The sequence below is a fragment of the Acetobacterium carbinolicum genome, assembly GCF_047456275.1.
Taxonomy (GTDB): domain Bacteria; phylum Bacillota; class Clostridia; order Eubacteriales; family Eubacteriaceae; genus Acetobacterium; species Acetobacterium carbinolicum.
Map to the genome: position 1 here is coordinate 17,456 of NZ_CP173357.1, position 23,316 is coordinate 40,771.

Below are 23,316 nucleotides of genomic sequence, written 5' to 3' on the forward strand. Positions count from 1 at the left end.
ATAACGCTTGACAGAATAGTGAGATTATGAGAAAATAGCACTAATTAAATACAAGTATATACAAGAAAGTCATGAAGACTTAATTCGATCAGAAGATCGGCTTATTTCTTTGTGGCTTTTTTTATTTTTTTAGGTACGAAAAGGAGAGACAAATGATGGAAAATATTCTTGAAAAAGTGGAGAATTATTGGGATAAACGCTCAGAAGGTTATTCCGAGGTTAATGTAGCGGAGCTCAATAGTTATAAAATGGATGTTTGGAAAGAGTTGATTAATCGTCATAAGCCGGCTGTGATTGGCCGAAAGTTGCGGGTTTTGGATATCGGCACGGGACCGGGCTTTTTTGCCATTACCATGGCCTCCTGCGGCTATGATGTGACGGCGGTAGATTATACGGATGCGATGCTCCATAAGGCAAAACGCAATGCCGGAAATTACCGGAATCAGATTAAGTTTATGCAGATGGATGCCCATCAATTAAATTTTGAAGACAGTTGTTTTGATCTAATTATAACCCGGAACCTGACCTGGAACCTGGAACGGCCGGATGATGCCTATCGTGAGTGGCACCGGGTACTGGCCCCAGGCGGGAGGATGTTAAACTTTGACGCCAATTGGTATTTACATCTTTATGATGAAGAAAAAAGAGATGCGTATTTTAAAGATCGCATTAATTCAGAGGTAGAAGGGGTCAATGATCACTATGTTCATACAGATACGACTGCGATGGAAGAAATTGCCAAAAATCTGCCACTGAGCCGAACCATGCGACCCCAATGGGACGCGGCAGTGCTGATTAATACCGGTTTTAAAAAGGTGATGGTTGAGCAGGGAATTGGCGAGTTGGTCTGGGATAAAGAGGAGCAAGTCAATTATGCATCCACCCCGATGTTTATGATTTCTGCTGAAAAATAGAATCGTGGATTTTTTAATCAATCAACCATAAAATAATAAGCCAGTGAGGTAGTTATTCGCCGAAGGGAATTCTACCTCACTTTTTTAATAATAACTAAGATTGAGACACTGAAGATGACAAAGGAGAAAGATATGATGATAAAGGTTGGAAATCTGGTGGCGGAAGCAGGGGAAAAGGTGAGCGGTTATGTTTCGGTTCCGGAAACGGTAATCAAACTTCCGGTAACTCTGATCAATGGAAAAAGAGCGGGGAAAACCGTATTAATAACCGGGGGAATTCATAATGCCGAATACACCGGGATTGAAACGGCGATCCAATTAGCCGAAGAACTTATTGAGGATGAGATTACCGGGTGTCTGATTCTCATTCATCCGGTGAATATCAGCGGGTTTGAAAATAGAACCATGAGTGCAGTAGCCGAGGACGGGAAAAACCTGAACCGACTTTTTCCTGGAAATCCCAGTGGAACTGTGGGTGATAAGATTTGTCACTTTCTGGTAACTGAATTTCTAAGCCAGACAGATTTTTACATCGACCTCCATGCCGGGGATGGATATGAAATGCTGACCCCTTATGTTTATTATCTGGGCGCAGCAGCGCCGGAGGTGGTGAAACAATCTAAGGCTATGGCTCAAAAAGTCAATGTTCCCTATATGGTCAAGTCCTTTATCACCACTGGTGGTGCCTACAATTATGCAGGTTCCTGCGGTATTCCCAGTATTTTAATCGAACGCGGCGGCGAGGCTAGATGGTCAGAAGCGGAAGTATCGCTGTATAAAGCAGATGTAAAAAATGTACTGCGGTATTTAGCGGTCCTTGACGGAGAAGTAAAAGCAGTTGCAACGGAGTCGGTTGATGTAGATGATGTCGTCTACGAAAATGCTTGTGTTACAGGGTGTTGGTATCCCCGGAAAAAAGTCGGGGAGAAGGTCAAAAAAGGCGAAAAATTAGGGGTAATCAAAGACTACTTTGGCAAGACCCTGGAAAGCTGCGTAGCCAGATTTGACGGAGTGGTTCTTTATCAGGTTAGCTCTTTATGTATTTTAAAAGACGGTCCCATGATAACCTATGGTAAAATTAAATCTTAAAGATAAGATCGGTTTGCCGTGGTTGGTAATAAAAGTACAACCGATTTCCGCCGGATAAAAGATAAAGATGCGAGACATCAATTTAAACAGCCATCAGAAAGAGAAGTTTAGTTCAGATGAAAGATAATCGATTTAAAAAGGTTTGTGATATGGTTGAATTAAAGCAATTAAAGTATTTTGTTGTCAGTGCCGACGTCGGTTCTTTTAGTAAAGCCGCAGAGATATTATACACCACTCAACCTAACGTCAGTAAGGCGATTAAAGCACTGGAAGACCATTTGGGCTTTGATCTGTTTTTGCGAAAAAGCCGTGGAATTCTTCTTTCTACCCGGGGAAAGCATGTTTATGAGTATGCCTGCAAGGCCATTGAAAATATCGAAATGTTAACCTCATTTTCTCAGGTCGATCGGATTGAGACCCTACAGATATCCAGTAACCCCAGTGCCTGGATGGCAAAAATATTTGCGGATTTTTATAATCAATTTCATGTGGAACGGCTTCATTTTCAACTCTATTCCGCTTCGGTGGAAGAAATCATCAAACGGGTGGCCAGTTATCAGGATGAACTTGGTTTTGTCTATGTCATGCATAATCAGAATACCGCCTTCCAATACGCGTTGGGCAGAAACCACCTGGAATTTGTAGAACTTAAAAAAACTCAGGTGGTGCTTTATCTGGGACAATTGCATCCGCTTTATAGGGAACAGGAAATTGCTGAAGATGAATTAAAAAAACTGAAACTGGTTCAGTGCTATGAGGATGAATTTGACCTCAACAATTACTGGAGAATAACCAATTCTCAGGGCAAAGATATGCCCACTTTGGAAAGTGTCGTTATTACGAACAGCGATTGTGTGATGCAGCAGCTTCTGCAGACCACCGATCTGGCCAATATCAGCAGTGGCTATATCACCGATCAGGTTGATGAAAAAAAGCTCAATGGAATTCCCCTCTATGAAAAAGAGAATGTGGTGATGTTTGGCTATGTGCGACGGAAAAGCGAAGATCTCAGTGATTGGGGTCAGCAATTCATCACCTTTATCAGTGAGAAATTGAAAAAATAATTTTAGTTAAAAGTGGGCGGGAATGCGAAAGGATGCTAACTTGGAATGGCCGAGGAACCCCCTGGAGAGGTTGTAAGGCTATTTTTTTGATGATAAAATATTAACAAGCGAATGAGCTATGCAAGAAAGGTATAACAAAAAATGAAAAAATATATTGGCAAACGATTATTGCAGCTGATTCCGATTATTCTGGGGATCACCTTGCTGTCATTTACCCTGATGCAGACAGCCGCCGGTGATGCGGTGGATGCCTTATATGATAATGCCAGCGGCGGGGTTTCCGAAGCAATAAAAGCACAAAAGCGGGAAGAGCTGGGATTGGATCAGCCTTTTATAGTTCAATATACATCCTGGTTAGGTGGGGTAATCAGCGGAAATATGGGTGTTTCTTATATTTCAAACAAACCGGTTTTTGAAACCTTTGTGTCAAAACTGCCGGCAACCATGCTTCTGACTCTGACTTCGATTGTTCTCACTGTTTTGATTTCCATCCCCTTGGGGATTGTGTCGGCAGTCCGCCACAATCGATTTACGGATTATCTGATACGTTTTTTTAGTTTTATCGGAAATTCTCTGCCCGGTTTTTTTGTTTCACTGTTGCTCATTTATTTTTTTGCCCTAAAAATAAAGTTGTTCCCAGTGATGGGAAGTGGCGGCTGGAAGAGTATTGTTTTACCAACCCTAACCCTGGCAATAGCGATGTCTTCTAAGTATACTAGGCAGGTGCGGACAACGGTTCTGGAAGAATTAAACAAAGACTATGTGATGGGGGCCCGGGCAAGAGGGATAAGGGAGCCGGTGGTACTTTATGCAAGTGTGCTGAAAGCCGCGATGCTGACGATCATTACGCTGTTAGCACTATCGATCGGGTCACTGCTCGGCGGTACCGCCATTATTGAATCCATTTTCATGTGGGATGGGGTCGGTAAACTGGCTGTGGATTCGATTATGATGCGCGACTACCCGATGATTCAGGCTTATGTAATTTGGATGGCGCTTATTTATGTCGGGATCAATTTGGCAACCGATATTCTCTATCATTATCTGGACCCCCGAATTCGACTGGAACAGGAGGCCTGAGCCATGGATGTAACAACTATCCGTTCTGCTTCGGAGCGTGTTCACCATCAGAAAAAAGACCGAACCATGGTAAAATTTTATATTTTTCTGACCTTGACTCTGCTGCTTTTGCTAATTGCCGCCTTTGCGCCAAAGATTGTACCTTACGATCCCTATGGACAGGATCTGAACATTGCACTGCAGTCTCCGAGTTCGAAACATCTGCTGGGAACTGACCGCTATGGCCGGGATATGTTATCCCGGGTAATTATGGGGGGGCAAACTACCATTTACTCCGCCTTGCTACTGGTTGGCATCGTCATGGTTGTCGGAACTCTGGTGGGGTTGTTTTGTGGCTATAAGGGTGGAAAAGTGGATTCCTTCATTATGCGGGTGTCTGATATATTTCTGGCCTTTCCCGGGATGGTTTTTGCCATTGCGGTGGCCGGCGTATTAGGCGGTGGGATCATCAATGCGGTGGTGGCACTGGCTTGTATTTCCTGGCCAAAGTTTGCCAGGCTGGCCAGGGGACAGGTTTTAGGCATTAAAAATATGCCCTATATAGCTGCGGCAAAGCTCAGTGGTTCGCGACCGACAAAGATTGTCTTTAAACATATATTACCAAATATCACCGGCCCAATTCTGGTCACTGCGATCCTGGATATTGGCACCATGATGATGGAGCTGGCTGGTTTATCCTTTTTAGGGCTTGGCGCCATGCCGCCGATTGCTGAGTGGGGTTCAATGATGAGTGACGGGCGGAGTATGCTACAAACAGCGCCCTGGGTAATTCTAGCACCAGGTTGTGCTATTTTTATAGCGGTAATGTTATTTAACTTACTGGGGGATACGCTCAGAGATGTGATGGATCCCAAATCAAAAAAAGCGAAATTGAATTGGAGGAAAAAATGAAAATGAAGAGCAAGGTATTAACCTTAATGTTAACCGGTGTTTTGGTTGCCGGGATGTTGTCCGGTTGTGGAACCGCCGGCAGCACCAAAAGTGCGGAAGAAAAGGTCTTTAATTACGGAACGGTGGCCTACAGTGTGGGTAATTCGAATGTGGGAATGAACCCCCATGAATCATATATCGGCTGGTCGACACTGCGTTATGGTGTCGGTGAAACGCTGTTTAAATTCAATGAAAAGATGGAACTGGAACCCTGGCTGGCTACCGATTTTGAGCAGCTGGACGATGTTACGGTAAAAATTAATTTAAGAGACGATGTAACCTTTTCGAATGGCAAGAAAATGACAGGCGAAGCGGTTAAAGCCTGTCTGGATAATCTGATCGCTGTTCATGATCGAGCGCCCAAAGACTTGCAAATCAAATCCATTAGCGCTGATGGTCAAAGCATTACGATCACAACTGCAATCAAGTCTCCGGCATTGGTCAACTACCTGTGTGACCCTTATGGATGTATTATCGATATGGAAGCCGGCGTTACTGCTGATAAAAACGTGGTCGGAACGGGTCCCTATGTGGCAAAAACAATCACCGATACGGAAATTAATCTGGTAGCCAATATGGATTACTGGGGTGGAAAACCAAAGGTTGGTACTGTCAATGTCAAGAGTATCACCGATGGCGATACCCTGACGATGGCTCTTCAAAGCGGCGAAATTGATGCGGCGCAGGGTCTGCCTTATGCCAGCCTGGAATTGTTTCAGAATAACGATGACTATACCATTAGCTCAACCAATACTTCAAGAGTTTACCAGGCGGCTTTGAATTATAATTCAGCCGTGATTAAGGATGATGCTGTTCGTCAAGCGATGGCCATGAGTATCGATAAAGATGGCTTTACTTCAGTGTTACTATATGGAAACGGAACACCGGCGGTTGGGCCATTCCCAGCTAACTTCACCTTTGGTGGTGATGCAGTTAAGGACGCCAGCTATGATATCGAAGGGGCCAAGAAAGTTCTGGATGCAGCTGGCTGGGTTGATTCCGATGGCGATGGTATCCGGGAAAAGGATGGTCAGAAACTTTCGATTAAATGGCTGACCTATACCTCCCGACAGGAATTGCCGCTACTGGCAGAATCGGTTCAGGCAACCTATAAGCAAGTCGGAATCGACGTTTTAGTCAATGCGACTGACAGCTATAAGGATTTCTTAAAAGCCGGTGACTATGATGTTTTTGCCAATGCCTTTGTAACCGCACCAACCGGAGACCCACAATACTATTTCACCACCCATGTTGTTGACAATTCTGATTACAACCGCGGCCATTACCATAATGATACGGTTGAAACCCTGGTTGCTGAGCTGCGAAATGAATTTGAGGTCGAAAAACGCAGTGATTTAGCCACTCGAATTGCACAACAGATTTTAAATGATAACGCCTATATTTATGCATCGCATTTAAAAATGTCCTTCGTTATGAAAAAAGGAGTGACTGGTTTTACTGCCCACCCATCCGATTACTACGAAATTACCGCCGATTTGGATATCACTGAATAAAAAATGCGAGCATAAAAAATTGAGCATAAAAAACTCCGAGAAAAAAATTCCGATCAAAAGGATAAAACGATGCAGCAACCATTATTAGAACTTCAAAATGTAGAAATTTCCTATGACGGACAGCCGATGGTCACCGGTGTTAACCTGAAGATGAAGCAGGGCGAGATTCTGGGGATAGTGGGCGAATCGGGAAGCGGAAAAAGCACCCTGATCAGGGCGACGATGGGCTTATTGGACTGCGCCGGCCGGGTTAATCGTGGCGACATTTTTTACAAAGGCCAGAACGTGATTGACCTCGATGCTGAAGCGCTCAGAACCATGCGGGGACCGGAAATGGGCATGATTTTTCAAAACTGCGGCAGTGCCTTGTGCCCGATAAGAACGATCGGTGAGCAGCTTTATGAAACCATGGAACAACATGGTTTTAAGGACCGTCAAGAGGTGAGGAGGCGGGCGGATACCCTGTTTAACAAGATTAATCTCAAAGATAGTGAGCGTATTTTAAACAGTTATCCCTTTGAGTTATCGGGCGGTATGAATCAGCGGGTGGGGATTGTGATGGCGATGATTCTGGAGCCCGATCTGCTCTTTGCCGATGAGCCCACCTCGGCTCTGGATGTGACGGTTCAGGCTCAGGTTGTCAAAGAGATGATGGCGCTACGGGATGAATTTGGAACCGGAATTGTCATTGTCACGCATAATATTGGGGTGGTTTCTTACATGGCCGATAAGGTAGCGGTGATGTGTCAAGGTCGTCTGGTGGAGTATGGAGATACCCGGGATGTCATCGATGATCCCCAGGAGGCATACACCAGAGCGTTGATTCAGGCCGTCCCAAGAATTCGGAGAAGGTGAAAGATGAGTGAGCTTTTAGCAGTTAGCAACTTAAGTAAAACCTATCATAAGGGAAAAATAAGCATTCATGCAGTTGATGATGTCAGCTTTCATCTTTGCAAAGGGGAATGTCTGGCTCTGGTTGGGGAAAGCGGTAGCGGGAAAAGCACCGTGGCAAAAATGATTACCGGTCTGGAAGCGGCTGATAAAGGCGAAATTCGACTGGGTGGAAAAGACATTATTGGTCTGAGCGGGAAAGCCCAGCGGGAGGTCTATCGGGACATTCAAATGGTTTTTCAGATGCCAGTGGATTCTTTTAATCCCCGGATTAAACTGGGAGATGGCATCATGGAGAGTATGATCAATCAAGGGATCAGTCGTGAGGAAGCCCGGGTGAGAGCCATTAAATATCTCAACATCTGTGAATTAGGCCCTGAATTTGCCGACCGCTATCCCCATCAGGTCAGTGGCGGGGAATGTCAGCGGGCTTCCATTGCCAGAGCCATTGCCATCAAACCCCAACTACTGATCTGTGACGAAGCAACCAGCGCCCTTGATGTGACGGTTCAAGCCCAAATTATGAAACTGCTGACGCAATTAAAAAAAGAGTTGGGAATGTCACAACTCATGATCTGTCATGACCTGGCCCTGGTCCAGGAAGTCTGTGATCGGGTTCTGGTGATGCATCATGGTCATGTGGTGGAAGAAGGAACGCCGGATGAGATTATCATAAATCCTCAACAGGATTATACTAAAAAACTCATTGAGTCAATCTTATAGGTAAACTTCTCTGGCATATAAAGGTATTCTTAAAAAGAATATCATATCGGTTTAAAAAGATTGCGAAAGCAGATTAAACGTGTTAAAATGACAAACAGAAACAATGAAAGACAAGTGATTGTTTCTGTTTTTTAGTGTTTTGATTATTTTTTATTAAAACACCGGCTTATAATTAAATTGAATATTAATAAAACAGGTGCCGGCAGTAATCCAATGTATTACAGGTCGGTGAAAAGGGAAGATGGGTGAAAATCCCACGCGGTCCCGCCGCTGTATGAGAAGAGTTCCTCCAGGAATGCCACCATGATATGGGAAGGCAGGAGGTAATGTTGACGCTTTAGCCAGAAGACCTGCCTGCTTTAATTACTCAATCTCTACGTGTGATAGAGGAGGTGTTTTTTTTAGCAGGCTTTTTTTGCAACCTCACTATCTTTTCTGAGATGGTGGGGTTTTTTTATGGAAAAAATTCCTCAAAAATACAAATCTTTAATGTTGTGATAAAGCTCAGGTTCTTTGCTACAAAAGACAATGGCATGAAACTGGAAGTTTATCAAATAAAACAAGTAGTTTAGAGGAGAAAAGAAAATGAAGTTAAAAAAAGGTTTAGCGGTACTTGTCGCCGCGGTGCTGTGTACCGGTATTTTTGCAGGATGTAGCAGCACCTCGGCAAACTCTGATGTTTCCACTAAAGAAGCATTAAATTATGCCTGTACCAAGGATATCCGGGACATTAACCCGCATCTGTATTCGGGTGAGATGTCAGCTCAAAACATGGTTTTTGAAGGTCTCACGAAAAATGAAGACGGCGAAGTGAAGCCGGCACTGGCGGAAAGTTGGGAAATTTCTGCGGATGGACTGGAATATACCTTCCATTTGCGAAAAGGAGTTACCTTTACGGATGGTGCGGCCTTTAATGCCGAGGCAGTCAAACTGAATATGGATGCCATCGTCGGAAATCTGGAACGGCATGCCTGGCTGGATATGGTCAATGAGATCAAGGAAAATGTGGTAGTCGATGAGCACACTTACAAATTGGTATTAAAGCAACCCTATTACCCCACCCTGGTGGAGTTGGGTCTGACCCGGCCGTTCCGATTCATTTCACCCAATTGTTTTGTTAATGGCACCACCGAAGAAGGCGTGAGTGGTTATATTGGCACCGGTCCCTGGGTTTTATCCGAGCATGTTGATAACCAGTACGCTACCTTTACCCAGAATGAAAATTATTGGGGCGAAAAAACGAAGATAAAAACCGTTAACTGGAAGGTCATGCCAGATCCTCAGACAATTTTATTAGCCCTTCAGAACGGCGAAGTAGATTTACTCTTCGGAGCAGATGGTGATCAGGTTGATCTGGATTCGTATAAAAAACTGGAAGATGAAGGCGCCTACAAAACCTATATCAGTGAACCGATAGCGTCCAGAGCGATTCTCATCAATAGTAATTCACCGATTACCAAAGATATTAAAGTTCGGGAAGCGATTGAATATGCGGTCAATAAGGAAAATATCATTCAGGGAATTTTAAACGGATCTGAAGATCAGGCGGATACGCTGTTATCAAAAGAGGTCCCCTATTGTAACATTGATTTAAAAACGATTTCTTATAATCAGGAAAAGGCTAAACAATTATTAGATGAAGCCGGCTGGAAGCTGGGAACTGATGGGGTTCGCGAAAAAGATTGCCAAAAATGTGAAATCACCCTTTCCTATAATTCCAAAAATGCCCAGGAAGGTACTATTGCCGCCTCGATTCAAGCCGATCTGGCCGCCGTTGGCATCAAGATGAATATTCTTGGAGAAGAAAAACAGGCCTTCCTGGATCGTCAGAAAACCGGCGACTTTGATCTTCAATATTCTTTGTCATGGGGAACCCCCTACGATCCCCAATCTTATGTTTCATCGTGGCGAATTCCCGCCCATGGCGATTATCAGGCTCAGGTTGGACTGGAAAAGAAACAGTGGCTGGATGAAACCATTACCAAGATCATGATTGAAGCTGACGACACCAAACGGGCCGAGATGTACAAAGAGGTGCTAACCTATATTAATGACCAGTATGTGTATATACCGATTTCTTACTCAAAAACCAAAGCGGTGGCCATCGATGGTTTAAATGGGGTAACCTTTAACGATTCTCAATATGAAATACCATTTGAAAAAATGTACTTTTCCAAGTAGTTATGAATAACAAACTGGAAAAATAAAGGGGAGTAAGACCATGAAGCATTACATTGTCAAAAGGCTCCTGTGGATGATTCCGATTTTAATCGGAATCTCCTTTTTTGCCTTTATATTAATTAATTTAAGCCCCAGTGATCCGGCCGAAGTCGCCATTCGGGTCAATGAGGTCACCCCGACCGCAGAGAATATTGCCCAGATGCGGGAGCAATTAGGACTCGATGACCCTTTTATGACCCGCTATCTGACTTGGCTTAGCAATGCCCTTCAGGGTGATTTTGGTAACAGCTATGCCAATAACAAACCAGTCGGTGAAGAAATCGCCAAGGCATTGCCGCCGACTCTTTATCTGGCCAGTGTTTCGCTGTTGATCATCGTTATTATCTCGGTGGCAGCCGGGGTGTTATGTGCTGTGAAAGAGAATAGCATCACGGATAAAACGATGCGGGGGATTGTTTTTGTGGGAACGGCGATTCCGGGCTTCTGGGCGGGCATTCTGCTGATGTGGCTTTTTGCCGTGAAGCTTAAATGGCTGCCGACCAGTGGGATGACGTCTCCGGCTTCGGTGATTCTACCGGCGGTGACCTTGTCACTGGGATATATTGCCACCTATGTCCGGTTGATTCGGAACAACATGATTCAGAACAAGCGGGAGAATTATGTGCTTTATGGTCGGGTACGGGGTTTAAAGGAACAGACGATAATGAAACACGTCTTTAAAAATTCCCTGCAAACCTCCTTAACAGCCCTGGGGATGTCGATTCCCAAGCTGATTGCCGGGACCGTCGTGATTGAAAACATCTTTGCTTGGCCGGGAATCGGCCGGCTCTGTGTGACAGCAATTTTCAATCGGGATTTTCCGATGATTCAGGCCTATGTGCTGATCATGGCGGTGTTATTCGTATTTTGTAATTTACTGGTAGATCTGGGATCCGTTTGGATTGATCCGAGAAGAAGGGAGACGTGAGATGGCAGGATTTTGGAATCGGTTCAGAAAGGACCGCCTAGCGATGGGGGTTAGTTTTTTTCTCTTACTGGTGATTGGTCTGGCTGTTCTGGCACCCTTGGTAGCGCCCTATGACCCTACCGCTCAGAACATCATTGATAAGTTTCAGGGCCCATCGCTGGCCCATTTATTTGGCACGGATCAATTGGGCCGGGATGTTTATTCCCGGATTTTATATGGCGGCCGGGTGACGATCCTCGTTTCGGTGCTGACGATGATTGTCACCATTCTGATTGGTACTGTCCTGGGGGTCATTGCCGGCTATTTCAGAGGAACGGTTGATGATGTGATTATGCGGATCTGTGATATCATGTTATCCTTCCCCAGTGAGGTGCTGATTCTTGCGATTGTGGGGATTTTGGGAACGGGGATCACCAATATCGTTCTGGCAACGGTGATTGCCAAATGGGCCTGGTATGTGCGGATGATTCGCTCGATTGTCATTTCGTTTATGGATAGCAACTATATCCGCTTTGCCAAGGTCGCCGGTTGCTCAAACTGGCACATTGTCAGAAAACACCTGTTAGTTGGCGCTATTGGTGATATTGCGGTGCTGGCCACCTTGGATACAGCGGCGATTATTCTAAATATTTCGGCGCTTTCCTTTTTGGGTCTGGGGGTTCAGCCGCCGACAGCCGAATGGGGGATGATGCTCAATGAAGCTAAAAATGTCATGACGACCAATCCCGGCCAGATGCTGGCACCGGGGATGGCCATTTTTCTGGTGGTGGCCGCCTTTAATTTTCTCGGCGACAGTATTCAGGAGGCCCTAAATCCCAAAATCAATAAGGGATTTAGTACAAAGCGATATTCTTTGCTTGATTCCCTGTTTGCCCGGAAAAAGGCGGTGACCCAATGAGGGTATTACTGGATGTAAAAAATCTCAGCGTTACCGATTTACGGGATCAGGATGAAATCATCCATGATGTCAGCTTTTCTGTGGTAGAAAACAGTTGTCTGGGGATTGTCGGTGAGAGTGGCAGTGGTAAATCGATGATTACCAGAGCCTTGCTGGGAATTACCAATCCCTGGCTCAAAAGTCAGGGCGCCGCTGTCTTTAAGTCTCAGGACAGCGAAAGGGATCTGTTGCAAGAGGATGAAAATACGATGCGAAAGATCCGCGGCAAACAGATCGCAATGATCCTTCAGGATGCCATGTCAGCCTTTGATCCGATTGCAAAAATCGGTGATCAGATGGCCGAAACCTTTGTCGAGAATAAAAATCTCACCAGGAAACAAAGCCTAACACTGGCCAAAGAAGCCCTCGGTCTGATGAATATTCATGATCCGGAACAGGTGGTTAAAAAATACCCTCATCAGCTCTCCGGAGGGATGCTGCAGCGGTGTATGATTGCCACTGCCCTGGCAATGGAGCCCGATCTGATTATCGCAGATGAACCGACTACCGCCCTGGATTCCATTAATCAGGGACAGGTGGTGGAGGAATTTAAAATGATCCGGCAAAAAATGGGAACGGCCCTGATCTTTATTTCGCATGATCTGGGGGTAGTTAAACATCTGTCGGATCGGCTGCTGGTGATGAAGGATGGGGCGGCGGTCGAATATGGCGATGCCGGTGATATTTTTAGAAATCCCCAGCATGCCTATACCAAATATCTCATTGACACCCGGCTGGAACTGACCGAGTCGTTTAAAAAGGCGATGAGAAAAGGAGACCACAATGGCTAAGCTGATAGAAATAAAGGATTTGGAAAAAAGTTATCTAAAGGTGGGGGTCAATTTTGGTGGCTCCCGGGCAAAGATTTTAAACGGGGTGAACATGACCATTGAAGCGGGGTCATGCGTCGGGCTAATTGGTGAAAGTGGCAGCGGAAAAAGCACCCTGGCCCGGCTGATCATGGGTCTGGAGAAGCCGAATAAAGGCAGTATTTTATTTGAAGGATTACCGGCAAACCAATGGATTAAGAACAATAAGGGGAAAATGTCGGTAGTGTTCCAGGATTACACCGCTTCGGTGAATCCCCGCTATACCGCGGCGGAAGCGATTGCCGAACCCCTTTATGCCAGCGGTGCAGTTAAGGATTTGGATCGGCACATTGAAAGACTGTTGGCAAAGGTGGGGTTGGAGCAAGCAGTTAAAAACCGTTACCCCCATGAACTTAGCGGCGGTCAGCTGCAGCGGGTGTGTATCGCCAGAGCGATTGCTACCAATCCCCGGTTTATTGTGCTGGATGAAGCAATCAGCTCTCTGGATGTTTCGGTGCAATCGCAGATCCTTAAATTACTTCATCAGTTGCGGGTTGAGATGAACATCACCTATCTTTTTGTTGCCCATGATCTGCAGGCAGTGTCTCATCTGTGCAACAAGATACTTTTTTTGTATCAGGGAAAGATTGTCGAAGAGCTGCAAAGCGGCGAATTGGCGATGGCCAAGAACCAGTATGCCAGAGATTTGCTGGCATCGGTGATTCCGTTTGAGGTGTGAAAATGAGGTATAAAAAAAGAGGCGTCTAAAATGACGTCTCATTGATTTTCCATTCCTTTTTTATTGCAGTCCCAGTCCATCAACAATCTCATCAATACCGGTGAGGATATAATTGGGGCGGTAGGGAAAATCATCAACGGTTTCCCGAGTGGACACACCACTGAGAACTAAGAAGGTGGTGAGGCCAGATTCGATACCAGCAATGATATCGGTGTCCATGCGATCGCCAATAATTAAGGCATCATCACTGTGAACACCCAGACGCTTGATCCCGGTACGCATCATTAGTGGGTTGGGTTTACCGATGTAATAGGCTTCCTTGCCGGTAGCCAGCTCAATCGGTGCCACAAAGGCTCGACAGGCAGGAACAATACCGTCTTCGGTGGGGCCAGTTAAATCTGAATTGGTGGCAATCAGTTTGGCACCTTTTTGAATCAGTTTTACGGCTTTTAGCACCGAGTCATAATTATAAGAACGGGTTTCGCCAAAAACGACATAATCCGGGTCCACATCATTCATCGTAATCTGGACGTCATAAAGAGCATTAACCAATCCTGCTTCACCAATCACATAGGCCGAACAGCCTGGCGATTGATCCTTTAAAAATTTTGCGGTTGCCAGAGCACTGGTGTAAAAATGGCTCTCATCAATTTCCAGACCCAACCGGGCCAGTTTTTCCTTTAGTTCAATGGGTGAACGTTCGCTCGAATTCGTCAGGAAGAGAAAATTTTTATCGGTAGCATAAAGCCAATCCACAAATTCCTTTACCCCTGGTAAAAGTCTGTTACCATGGTAAATTACACCATCCATATCACAGATGAAGCCCTTTTTATTTTTAATCAATTCTAATAATTCTTCGTTCATGTTTGTTCCTCCAATTAATTTTCAGTTATTTACATTATTATACCCCATTTAATCAGGATTCATCTTAAAAATAAGGGCAATTTATGTAAAAAAATGTAAATAAATGTAAAAATTTGATATAAATCACGATTGGCAAAAATTTTTAGACTTCGCATAATTATTTACATGGGCAACTGTGATAAACTAAAAATATACTATTTCAGAAAGGCAAGGAACCCAAATGGATACAATCTTAAAAAACTATGATGATATGCGTGTGATGCGGATGATAAAAAAAGAACTGATCAGCTGTGAAGCCAATCTGGAAATGCTTCGAAAAGAATATGAGGAAAAGGATGATCAGCTTTTGGCATTGGGGATAAAAAAAGAAGTGACGAATCGCTTCGTTGATGAAGCGGAAGTCGGCGCTCTGACGGAGCGACTTGAAGCCTTAAAAAAAGAAATCCTGGAAATTGAAGAAGATAAGAGTAAAATGGCGTCTTTTAATGCCTACACCAGAAGTTAGGAGAACACCGCTTTAAACGGGGCTTGACTTTAGCGATGTGATGTAATAAAATCAGAATATTAAGAGCTTAATAGAAGTACAAAATGGGGTGCACCACCGAAAGGGTGTAATCGCGTTTTGTGCTTTTTTTGCGTTTAAAAACAGTGAAGGAGAAAAAAATGAGAGTTAATGGAAAAGAGATGAGCCTGGATAGCAATCAAAATCTGTTGCAGTTTTTAGTTGATAATCAGTTTGATGTGGCCACCCTGGCGGTGGCAAGAAACGGCGAAATCGTCCCGAAACCGACCTATGATGCGGTAATACTTTGTAATGAGGATACCCTGGAAGTGGTTCGCTTTGTGGGCGGGGGTTGAGCTAAACTAAGAAACGGAAAGATCGGTAACGACTGTAGAAACAATGGGGTTAGTGGCAATAAGGTCACAAAGGAGAAAAAAATGACAGATCAATTAGTAATTGGTGGACACAACTTTAATTCCCGGTTTATTCTGGGTTCCGGCAAGTTTTCACTGGAAATTGTGAAGGCGGTGGTTGAGAATGGTGGCGCAGAAATGGTGACTCTGGCGCTGCGGCGGGCAAATCTGGGTGGCGAAGAAAATATTCTGGATTATATTCCCAGGCATATTACCCTGCTGCCCAATACCTCTGGGGCCAGAACGGCTGAAGAAGCGGTAAAAATCGCCCGGCTGGCCCGGGAAATTGATTGCGGGAATTTTGTCAAGGTGGAAGTTATTAGGGATTCCAAGTATTTGTTTCCTGATAACTATGAAACCATTAAAGCGACGGAGATCCTGGCGAGAGACGGCTTTGTGGTAATGCCCTATATGTACCCGGATTTAAATGTGGCACGGGATTTAGTCAGTGCCGGGGCGGCGGCAGTCATGCCTCTGGCTTCTCCCATTGGCAGCAACAAGGGCCTTTGCACCCGTGATTTTATCGAGATTCTAGTGAGTGAAATCGCAGTTCCAATTATTGTCGATGCCGGCATCGGGCGGCCATCTCAGGCTTGCGAAGCGATGGAAATGGGGGTCGATGCAGTGATGTGCAATACCGCGGTAGCAACGGCTAAAAATATTCCGCTGATGGCCAGAGCCTTTGGTCAGGCCATTGAATCAGGCCGAAATGCCTATCTGGCCGGGCTGGGCCGAGTCTTAACTCAGGGGGAAGCATCCAGTCCCTTAACGGGATTTTTGGAGGACTAAGATGGAAAAAAAACGAACAGATCCGATGGCATATCAACCGGGTATGGAGAGAATCACTTCGGAGATTCTGGATAAGGTCCTAAAAAATGTGGATAACTATGACTATTTAAAGGTTACATCCGGGGATGTAAAACAGGCGCTAAAAAAAGATCATTTATCAATAGAAGACTATGGAGCCTTATTATCACCAGCCGCGACACCTTATTTAGAAGAAATGGCAAAAAAAGCTATTCTTGAAACCAGAAAGCATTTTGGTAACAGCATCGGTCTGTTTACGCCGCTCTATATTGCCAATTATTGTGAAAATAACTGTGTATACTGTGGATTTAATTGCAAAAATAAAATCCGTCGGGGAAAGCTTAGCCTGGCTGAAATGGAAGAAGAATTAAAAGCCATTGCCAAAACGGGCTTAAAAGAAATTCTGATTTTAACGGGCGAATCCCGCCATCATTCCGGGGTTGACTATATTGGTGAAGGGATTAAGATGGCAACAAAATATTTTTCTACCGTGGGGATAGAAATTTATCCTCTGAATGTTGATGAGTATGCCGATCTAAAAAAATGCGGCGCCGATTTTGTCTCAGTCTATCAGGAAACCTATAATCTTGGCAAGTATGAACAGGTTCATTTAAGCGGTTCCAAGCGGGTCTTTCCCTATCGATTTGATGCCCAGGAGCGGGCTTTGATGGGGGGCATGCGCGGGGTCTCTTTTGGGGCGCTGCTGGGGTTGGATGATTTTAGAAAAGACGCCTTTGCGACCGGGTTGCATGCTGCTTTTATTGTGCAGAAATACCCCCATGCCGAAATCGGCTTTTCTACCCCACGGCTCAGACCCTTTATTAACAATGCCGACAACAATCCCAACGATGTTCATGAGCAACAACTGCTGCAGGTGATGTTGGCTTACCGCTTGCTGATGCCCTTTGCGGGGATCACGATTTCAACCCGGGAACGGGCCGGATTTCGTGATCATGTGATTGGGATGGTGGCGACAAAAATTTCCGCTGGCGTTCGTGTCGGGGTGGGCGGCCATGAAGAGGAAGAAAAAGGTGATGAACAGTTTGAAATTTCCGATCCCCGAAGCGTCAGCGAGGTTCATCAGATGATTTTAAATCGCGGGCTCCAGCCGGTTTATACCGACTATATTCGGGTATAAATCGATTAAATTGGCGGTTTTCTTTTTCCCCAAATATGATAGACTAAGAATAAGAAAAGGAAGGAGCCGAATATGCTCATTTGTATAACGAACCAGAAATTATGCACAGACGATTTTGAAAATCGCATCGATAAAATTGCCAGCGGGAAGCCTTATGCCATTATGCTAAGAGAAAAAGAATTAAGTGAAACAGATTATCAAGAACTGGCTATAAAAATAAAAGAAATTTGTGAACGACACCAGGTAAACCTGATTATCAATCAGGATATTGCGACAGCACAGCGGTTAAATGTGGGCGCTGTTCAGGTATCCATTGATGAGATGAGAAGACATGGTGAAATGCTAAAAAAATTCGACCGGGTGGGGGTATCGGTTCACACAGTCGAACAGGCCCGCGAAGCGCAAGCATTGGGAGCCGATTATTTAATCGCCGGTCATATTTTTCCCACCGAGTGCAAGAAAAATCTGCCGGCGCGGGGACTCCGTTTTTTAAAAGAAGTATGCGATGGTGTCACCATCCCAGTTTTTGCTATCGGTGGCATTAGCGAAGTCAATTACAAAATCGCCTTGATGGCTGGCGCCAAAGGGGTTTGCATCATGAGCGAAGCGATGACCACCGATCATCCGGAAACCCTGGCTCAGCGATTTATCTTTTAATGAATTGTTTTTAATAACACCACCATAATTGAAGCGATCGGGTTTAAACAAAAAAGGGATATGGCTTAGCCATTATCCCTTTTTGATTTTTCCATAAAAGCTAGCAGTTCGTCCTCATCAAGCGGTTTGGCGTAGTAAAAGCCCTGGGCAATGTGACAATTGTTTTTGAGTAAAAAGTCAATTTGTTCTGGGGTTTCCACCCCTTCGGCAATGACCTGGAGATTGAAATTGCCGGCCAGTTCAATGATGACCTTGGCAATGGTGCCGTTGTCGTAATGGGGAATGCCTTTTATAAAGGAGCGGTCGATTTTAATCTTATCGACGGCAAATTTTTTCAAGTAACTCAAGGAGGAGTAGCCGGTTCCAAAATCGTCGATCGATATCTGAATCCCCATCGCATGGAACTGGCTAAGGATGGATTCACATTCATCCTCGTTATCCATGAGGATACCCTCGGTGATTTCCAGTTCCAGCAGTTCCGGCGGGAGGTTGGTTTTAGTCAGGATCGATTGGAGCAGATCGCCAATATAAGGTGACTTAAACTGAAGCATCGACAGGTTAACGGCAATCGGCGTTTGATAACCCAAGGTGGCCAGTTTTTTTCCAAATTCACAGGCGTTTTCCAGCACCCATTCGCCAAGCGGAATAATCAGATTTGATTCTTCGGCAATGGCAATAAAGCTTGCTGGGGGAACCATGCCATTGGCGCTGTTCCAGCGGATCAATGCCTCCAGGCCAACGATCTGATTGGTGGCCATATTCATCTGCGGCTGGTAGTGAAGCACAAACTCCTGGTTGCTCAGGGCATTGCGCAGTTTATTCTGGAGCTCGTATTTTTGAATCGAGAGGGTGTTAATTTCTTTGTCATAGAATTCAAAACGGCGGCCCTTATTAGCTTTTACGTTATTAAGGGCTGAAGCGGCCGTTTTTAACAGTTTGGGATAGTGGTTGGCATCATTGGGATAGAGACTGATACCCATGCTGACGTCAACAATGAGTTCTTCGTCATTGATGGCAATCTGTTTTTCCAAGGCCTTGCTTAAGCCCAGGATATATTCATACAAATTTTCATTGGAAGCAACATGCGCTTTCAGGATGCCAAACTCGTCATTGCCCAGACGGGCTAACACATCCTGATCACTGATTAAGGTTTTAAGACGATTGCCCAGAGCAATCAGGACCTTGTTGCCGAAATCAAAACCTTTGGCCTCATTGATGATTCTGAAATTATCGATATTGATCAGGATTAGGGCGTGATTGCCAACATTATCAGTGTCACCACTGATGAGATTTATTCCTGATTCATCCAGAAACACCTTATTGTTCAGTTTGGTCAGATTATCAAAATATTTCAGATAGTAAATATCTTTTTCAATTTGTTTATGGGCTGTGAGATTGGTGATATTACCGATATAGTAATCATCCTCGCCATTTTTTACCTTACTGATGCGCAGGAAAAGAAAGAGGATCTCTTCTTTAGTCAGGCTATATTCGATTTCACCGGACCAGATCGGATTCATTTGCAGGCTGTCCACCAGTGGTGCATTGATAAGAATATTGTTCTCTGACAAGTTTAGAGTCGGGATTGCTTCTTCTGGAATACCGATAATTCTGGAAAAGGCCGCATTATTGTAGATGCAGAAAAACTCATTATTCAGGATAAAGATCCCTTCGTCGGTGCCGGACAGTAATTCCAGAATCATTTCCAACTGGGATTGAACGCCCTGACGTTTATCAATTTCTTTATTTAGGGCAATATTGTTGGTCTGGACCGCTTCGATATACTCCGTAATCCGGCGGCTCATCATCTTAAGACCTCGGGATAAAATGCCAATCTCATCCTCCCGGCGATATAAACTGTCCGGTAGATTGATTTCCTGATCACCCTGGCTGAAGGTTTCAACCGAGTCGGAAATGGTCACAATCGGTTCTGAAATAAGCCGGGTCATCTGTCTGATAAACAAAGCAATCAAAAAAAGCAGAAGCAGCGAAATAAAGAGCAAACTAACGATAAACTGATTCAGCGGGGCCAGGACTTCTGATCGGGGTATCACGGTTGCCACCGTCCAGTTGGAAGACCGGGTAGGAACGTAGGCAATGTATTTGGCATTGTTTCCCTGATGACATTCAATCACGCCGCTTTTTCCAGAGGTGATTTCGTCGACATAATTGTCAAGATAGGAAAAAGGTTTGGGGCCATCCGCAGAATAAAATTTGAGATCCTGAGGATGGTAAAAAATACTGCCATCTTTATTAATCAAAAGGGTATAGCCGTTCTGGCCGACCTTGTAAGTATCCATCAGCTTGGAAATATCGGAGACCTGTAAGTCAATACCCATGGCACCGATAACGTCGTTATTTTTAAGGATCGGGGTAGTGATGGACACGACCATTTCTTCAGTGACAATATCAATATAGGGGTTAGTAACCGTCACACCCCGGGATGTTAAGGTTTCAATATACCAAAGTCGTTTATTCAGATCATAGTCGGGTCTCGGATCAAAATCGACGGTGGAAGAAATCACATCATTGGATTTTGTGACGCCGATATAAGCCAGAGAAATATTGGGGTCCGAGGCCTTAATTGCCAGAAGTTCCTGGGACACGACGTTAAACAGGGGATGCTGTCGTTTTTCTTCCCGGGTATTGAGCGCTTCGGTAATAGCCTGGTAATCCTGGTTGGTTTTCATCTGTTCCACGATGACAATATTCTTTTCAATGAATTTATCAATTTCAGTGGCAATCTGCAAAGCATCCTTAGATAGTTCCGTTTTGCTGTGATCCTCAAAAAAATTACTCAATAATTGGATGGAAATAATCCCATAGACAGCAAAGGCAACAATAATAAATCCGATAACAATTGTCCCGATCCGCCGGATCAGGCTTTTTTTAAACCACTGCACAGGTGCTCCATCCTCTCTCTGAAGGTTCAGTCAAATTTATAATGCTGAGTGTTCGCTCGTTTCATGCTCCTATTATAAACGAAAATGAGCTTAAAGAAAAATAATTTTTAAGGTATTGACAGAAATATAGCAATATGATACAGTTTATTCAATTAAATATGAAGTCTTCAGGGCAGGGATTGTTTCCCTACCGGTGGTATAGCCCACGAACCGCAAGGTATGATTCGGTGAAATTCCGAGGCCGACAGTTAAAGTCTGGATGAAAGAAGATAATAAAGTTTTGCTTGTTGATAATCTTTGTTTATTTAGCTCTGAAATGGTAACCATTTCAGAGTTTTTTTTATACAACGATAAGTAAATCTGTAAACAAACCCTTTGCCCTGAATGACGATTCAGGGTATTTTTCTTTTTTGAGAAAGGAGAACGTGTGGAAAATCATCAAAAATATATGGATCTGGCTATCGACCTGGCCAAAAAAGGTCGCGGCCGGGTAAATCCCAATCCCCTGGTGGGAGCGGTGATTGTCAAGGATGGTGTAATTATCGGCAGCGGTTATCACGAACAATATGGCGGGCTTCATGCCGAACGCCAGGCCCTGGCGGTTTGTACCCAGTCGGCGGTCGGAGCAACCCTCTATGTGACCCTGGAACCCTGCTGTCATTATGGCAAAACCCCGCCATGCACTGAGGCGATCATTGAAAACAAGATCAGTCGGGTGGTTATTGGGTCTACCGATCCCAATCCGCAAGTCAGTGGCAAGGGGATTGAGATCCTCAGGCAGCAAGGGATCACGGTGATAACCGGAGTTAGGGAAACGGCTTGTCAGGAAATGAACGCCGTATTTTTCCACTACATCAAAAACAGAACCCCCTATGTATTAATGAAATATGCCATGACCCTGGATGGCAAAATTGCCACTTATACCGGGAAATCGAAGTGGATTACCGGGGAAGAGGCCAGGATAGCCGTCCATCAGACGAGAAATGAAGTTGCCGGAATTATGGTCGGGATCAATACCATTTTAAAAGATGATCCCCAGCTGAGCTGCCGGATTGATGGCGGCAGAAACCCCAGCCGGATTATTTGCGATACCCATTTGCGCACCCCGCTGTCATCCCGGGTAGTAAAATCGGCCGATAAAATACCGACCTATCTGGCCACCTGTTCGCGGGATCAAAAAAAAATAAAACGGTTTGAAATCATGGGCTGTAACATTTTAACTGTTTCAAGAGAAGGCGATCATCTGGGCCTCAATGAGTTGATGCGAAAATTGGGAGCAGCGGGGATCGACAGCATTTTGCTAGAAGGTGGGGGCACCCTGAATTTTAGTGCCTTAAAAAGTGGCATCGTCAAAAAACTCCAGGTTTATTTGGCCCCTAAAATATTTGGCGGCGTCACTGCCAAAACCCCGGTGGAAGGCCTGGGGCTGGCAGATCCAGAGGAGGCCTTTCAATTTACAGACAGAAAAATAAAAATTTTCGGGGAAGATATTTGCCTCGAATATATAAAGAGGTAAGGACATGTTTACAGGAATTATCGAAGAAGTTGGCAAAATTACTGCTGTAGTTAAGGGTCAACGATCGTCCCAATTATGGGTTCAGGGTGAGCTCATCATGGACGATTTAAAACTGGGCGACAGCGTGGCGGTGAATGGGGTTTGTCTGACGGTATCCCAGCTCCGTGGAAATAAGTGGATGGCCGACGTCATGAGCGAAACCCTAAACCGCAGCAACTTGGGCGATTTAAAAGGAGGCTCGGCTGTCAATCTGGAACGGGCGATGTCGGCCAATGGCCGTTTCGGGGGACATATGGTGGCCGGCCATATTGACGGAACAGGTCACATTGTAGATATTACCACTGATGATAATGCGGTGATCTTTGAGATTGCGGCATCGCCGAAAATACGGCGCTACATCATCGAAAAAGGTTCAATTGCTATTGATGGCATCAGCTTAACGGTTATCGAAATAACCGTAGGCAGCTTTAAGGTATCGATCATTCCCCATACGGTTAAGCACACGATCCTGGGAATAAAAAAAGCTGGCGATCCGGTCAATCTGGAAAACGACCTGGTCGGCAAATATATCGAAAGCCTGTTGTTAAGTCCTCCTTCAAAAATAGATTGCAGCCAGGAAAAATCCAGTGGTTTGACCTTTGATTTTCTGACTGAGGCCGGGTTCTAAAACTAATAAAA

22 protein-coding genes and 2 riboswitches are annotated in these 23,316 nt (G+C 44.7%); of the genes, 20 read left to right on the top strand and 2 right to left on the bottom strand.

The genetic code is table 11. The features are described 5' to 3' along the window. Nucleotides 1–152 precede the first annotated feature (152 nt). From ACIZ62_RS00080 to ACIZ62_RS00140, 13 genes are all read left to right on the top strand, one after another. Entirely contained in the window at nucleotides 153–914 is a 762-nt protein-coding gene (locus tag ACIZ62_RS00080) for a class I SAM-dependent methyltransferase (protein ID WP_414150978.1), read from the top strand. Nucleotides 915–1,046: 132 nt separating this feature from the next. Then, the gene (locus tag ACIZ62_RS00085) at nucleotides 1,047–2,003 is read left to right on the top strand and encodes a M14 family metallopeptidase (RefSeq protein WP_414150979.1); all 957 of its coding nucleotides are present in this window, start codon (nucleotides 1,047–1,049) and stop codon (nucleotides 2,001–2,003) included. 116 nt (nucleotides 2,004–2,119) lie between these two features. Continuing rightward, the gene (locus ACIZ62_RS00090; protein ID WP_111888539.1) at nucleotides 2,120–3,067 is read left to right on the top strand and encodes a LysR family transcriptional regulator; all 948 of its coding nucleotides are present in this window, start codon (nucleotides 2,120–2,122) and stop codon (nucleotides 3,065–3,067) included. 141 nt (nucleotides 3,068–3,208) lie between these two features. Further along, entirely contained in the window at nucleotides 3,209–4,147 is a 939-nt protein-coding gene (gene nikB, locus ACIZ62_RS00095; RefSeq protein ID WP_111888538.1) for a nickel ABC transporter permease, read from the top strand. 3 nt (nucleotides 4,148–4,150) lie between these two features. After that, nucleotides 4,151–5,038 carry a nickel transporter permease gene (gene nikC / locus ACIZ62_RS00100; RefSeq protein WP_414150980.1) on the top strand — a complete coding sequence of 296 codons (888 nt, stop codon included), beginning with the start codon at nucleotides 4,151–4,153 and terminating at the stop codon, nucleotides 5,036–5,038. Beyond that, on the top strand, nucleotides 5,035–6,591 hold the full coding sequence (locus ACIZ62_RS00105; RefSeq protein WP_111888536.1) for an ABC transporter substrate-binding protein: 1,557 nt from the start codon (nucleotides 5,035–5,037) through the stop codon (nucleotides 6,589–6,591). Before nikC ends, ACIZ62_RS00105 begins: the two co-directional genes overlap by 4 nt. A 69-nt stretch (nucleotides 6,592–6,660) precedes the next feature. Next, complete coding sequence (locus tag ACIZ62_RS00110) at nucleotides 6,661–7,446, top strand: ABC transporter ATP-binding protein (RefSeq protein WP_414150981.1); 786 nt, start codon at nucleotides 6,661–6,663, stop codon at nucleotides 7,444–7,446. A gap of 3 nt (nucleotides 7,447–7,449) precedes the next feature. Further along, a complete protein-coding gene (locus ACIZ62_RS00115) occupies nucleotides 7,450–8,205 on the top strand; it encodes an ABC transporter ATP-binding protein (RefSeq protein WP_322519601.1) in 756 nt (251 codons plus the stop codon). Between the two features lie 177 nt (nucleotides 8,206–8,382). After that, nucleotides 8,383–8,578, top strand: a riboswitch (cobalamin riboswitch). 212 nt (nucleotides 8,579–8,790) lie between these two features. Then, nucleotides 8,791–10,386, top strand: a complete 1,596-nt coding sequence (gene nikA, locus ACIZ62_RS00120; RefSeq protein WP_414150982.1) for a nickel ABC transporter substrate-binding protein — start codon at nucleotides 8,791–8,793, stop codon at nucleotides 10,384–10,386. 40 nt (nucleotides 10,387–10,426) lie between these two features. Further along, complete coding sequence (gene opp1B, locus ACIZ62_RS00125; protein ID WP_111888532.1) at nucleotides 10,427–11,353, top strand: nickel/cobalt ABC transporter permease; 927 nt, start codon at nucleotides 10,427–10,429, stop codon at nucleotides 11,351–11,353. A gap of 1 nt (nucleotide 11,354) precedes the next feature. Continuing rightward, on the top strand, nucleotides 11,355–12,251 hold the full coding sequence (gene opp1C, locus ACIZ62_RS00130) for a nickel/cobalt ABC transporter permease (protein ID WP_414150983.1): 897 nt from the start codon (nucleotides 11,355–11,357) through the stop codon (nucleotides 12,249–12,251). Further along, entirely contained in the window at nucleotides 12,248–13,081 is an 834-nt protein-coding gene (locus ACIZ62_RS00135; protein WP_414150984.1) for an ABC transporter ATP-binding protein, read from the top strand. Before opp1C ends, ACIZ62_RS00135 begins: the two co-directional genes overlap by 4 nt. After that, on the top strand, nucleotides 13,074–13,838 hold the full coding sequence (locus ACIZ62_RS00140; RefSeq protein WP_414150985.1) for an ABC transporter ATP-binding protein: 765 nt from the start codon (nucleotides 13,074–13,076) through the stop codon (nucleotides 13,836–13,838). Before ACIZ62_RS00135 ends, ACIZ62_RS00140 begins: the two co-directional genes overlap by 8 nt. A 60-nt stretch (nucleotides 13,839–13,898) precedes the next feature. Here the strand turns inward: ACIZ62_RS00140 and ACIZ62_RS00145 are convergent, their stop codons facing one another. After that, a complete protein-coding gene (locus tag ACIZ62_RS00145) occupies nucleotides 13,899–14,702 on the bottom strand; it encodes an HAD-IIA family hydrolase (protein ID WP_111888528.1) in 804 nt (267 codons plus the stop codon). A 220-nt stretch (nucleotides 14,703–14,922) separates the two neighbouring features. Here ACIZ62_RS00145 and ACIZ62_RS00150 point away from each other — a divergent pair, with 220 nt between their 5' ends. The 5 genes from ACIZ62_RS00150 to ACIZ62_RS00170 all read left to right on the top strand — a co-directional run bounded on the left by ACIZ62_RS00150 (nucleotide 14,923) and on the right by ACIZ62_RS00170 (nucleotide 18,219). Further along, entirely contained in the window at nucleotides 14,923–15,207 is a 285-nt protein-coding gene (locus ACIZ62_RS00150; protein WP_111888527.1) for a hypothetical protein, read from the top strand. A 158-nt stretch (nucleotides 15,208–15,365) separates the two neighbouring features. Next, nucleotides 15,366–15,560, top strand: coding sequence for a sulfur carrier protein ThiS (gene thiS / locus ACIZ62_RS00155; protein ID WP_111888526.1), 195 nt, complete (start codon nucleotides 15,366–15,368; stop codon nucleotides 15,558–15,560). Nucleotides 15,561–15,641: 81 nt separating this feature from the next. Then, the gene (locus tag ACIZ62_RS00160; protein WP_414150986.1) at nucleotides 15,642–16,406 is read left to right on the top strand and encodes a thiazole synthase; all 765 of its coding nucleotides are present in this window, start codon (nucleotides 15,642–15,644) and stop codon (nucleotides 16,404–16,406) included. 1 nt (nucleotide 16,407) lies between these two features. Next, nucleotides 16,408–17,562 (top strand): 2-iminoacetate synthase ThiH, encoded by a 1,155-nt coding sequence (gene thiH / locus ACIZ62_RS00165; protein WP_414150987.1) that lies wholly within the window; start codon nucleotides 16,408–16,410, stop codon nucleotides 17,560–17,562. 72 nt (nucleotides 17,563–17,634) lie between these two features. Beyond that, nucleotides 17,635–18,219, top strand: a complete 585-nt coding sequence (locus ACIZ62_RS00170; protein ID WP_414150988.1) for a thiamine phosphate synthase — start codon at nucleotides 17,635–17,637, stop codon at nucleotides 18,217–18,219. A gap of 65 nt (nucleotides 18,220–18,284) precedes the next feature. Here the strand turns inward: ACIZ62_RS00170 and ACIZ62_RS00175 are convergent, their stop codons facing one another. Further along, entirely contained in the window at nucleotides 18,285–21,122 is a 2,838-nt protein-coding gene (locus ACIZ62_RS00175; protein WP_414150989.1) for an EAL domain-containing protein, read from the bottom strand. 159 nt (nucleotides 21,123–21,281) lie between these two features. Next, a riboswitch (FMN riboswitch) is annotated at nucleotides 21,282–21,397 on the top strand. A gap of 173 nt (nucleotides 21,398–21,570) precedes the next feature. On the opposite strand from ACIZ62_RS00175, the gene ribD reads away from it, so the two are divergent. Beyond that, complete coding sequence (ribD, locus tag ACIZ62_RS00180; protein WP_242988708.1) at nucleotides 21,571–22,638, top strand: bifunctional diaminohydroxyphosphoribosylaminopyrimidine deaminase/5-amino-6-(5-phosphoribosylamino)uracil reductase RibD; 1,068 nt, start codon at nucleotides 21,571–21,573, stop codon at nucleotides 22,636–22,638. Nucleotides 22,639–22,642: 4 nt separating this feature from the next. Beyond that, nucleotides 22,643–23,305: a riboflavin synthase gene (locus ACIZ62_RS00185; RefSeq protein ID WP_111888518.1), complete on the top strand. Its 663-nt coding sequence runs from the start codon at nucleotides 22,643–22,645 to the stop codon at nucleotides 23,303–23,305. Nucleotides 23,306–23,316: the final 11 nt, after the last annotated feature.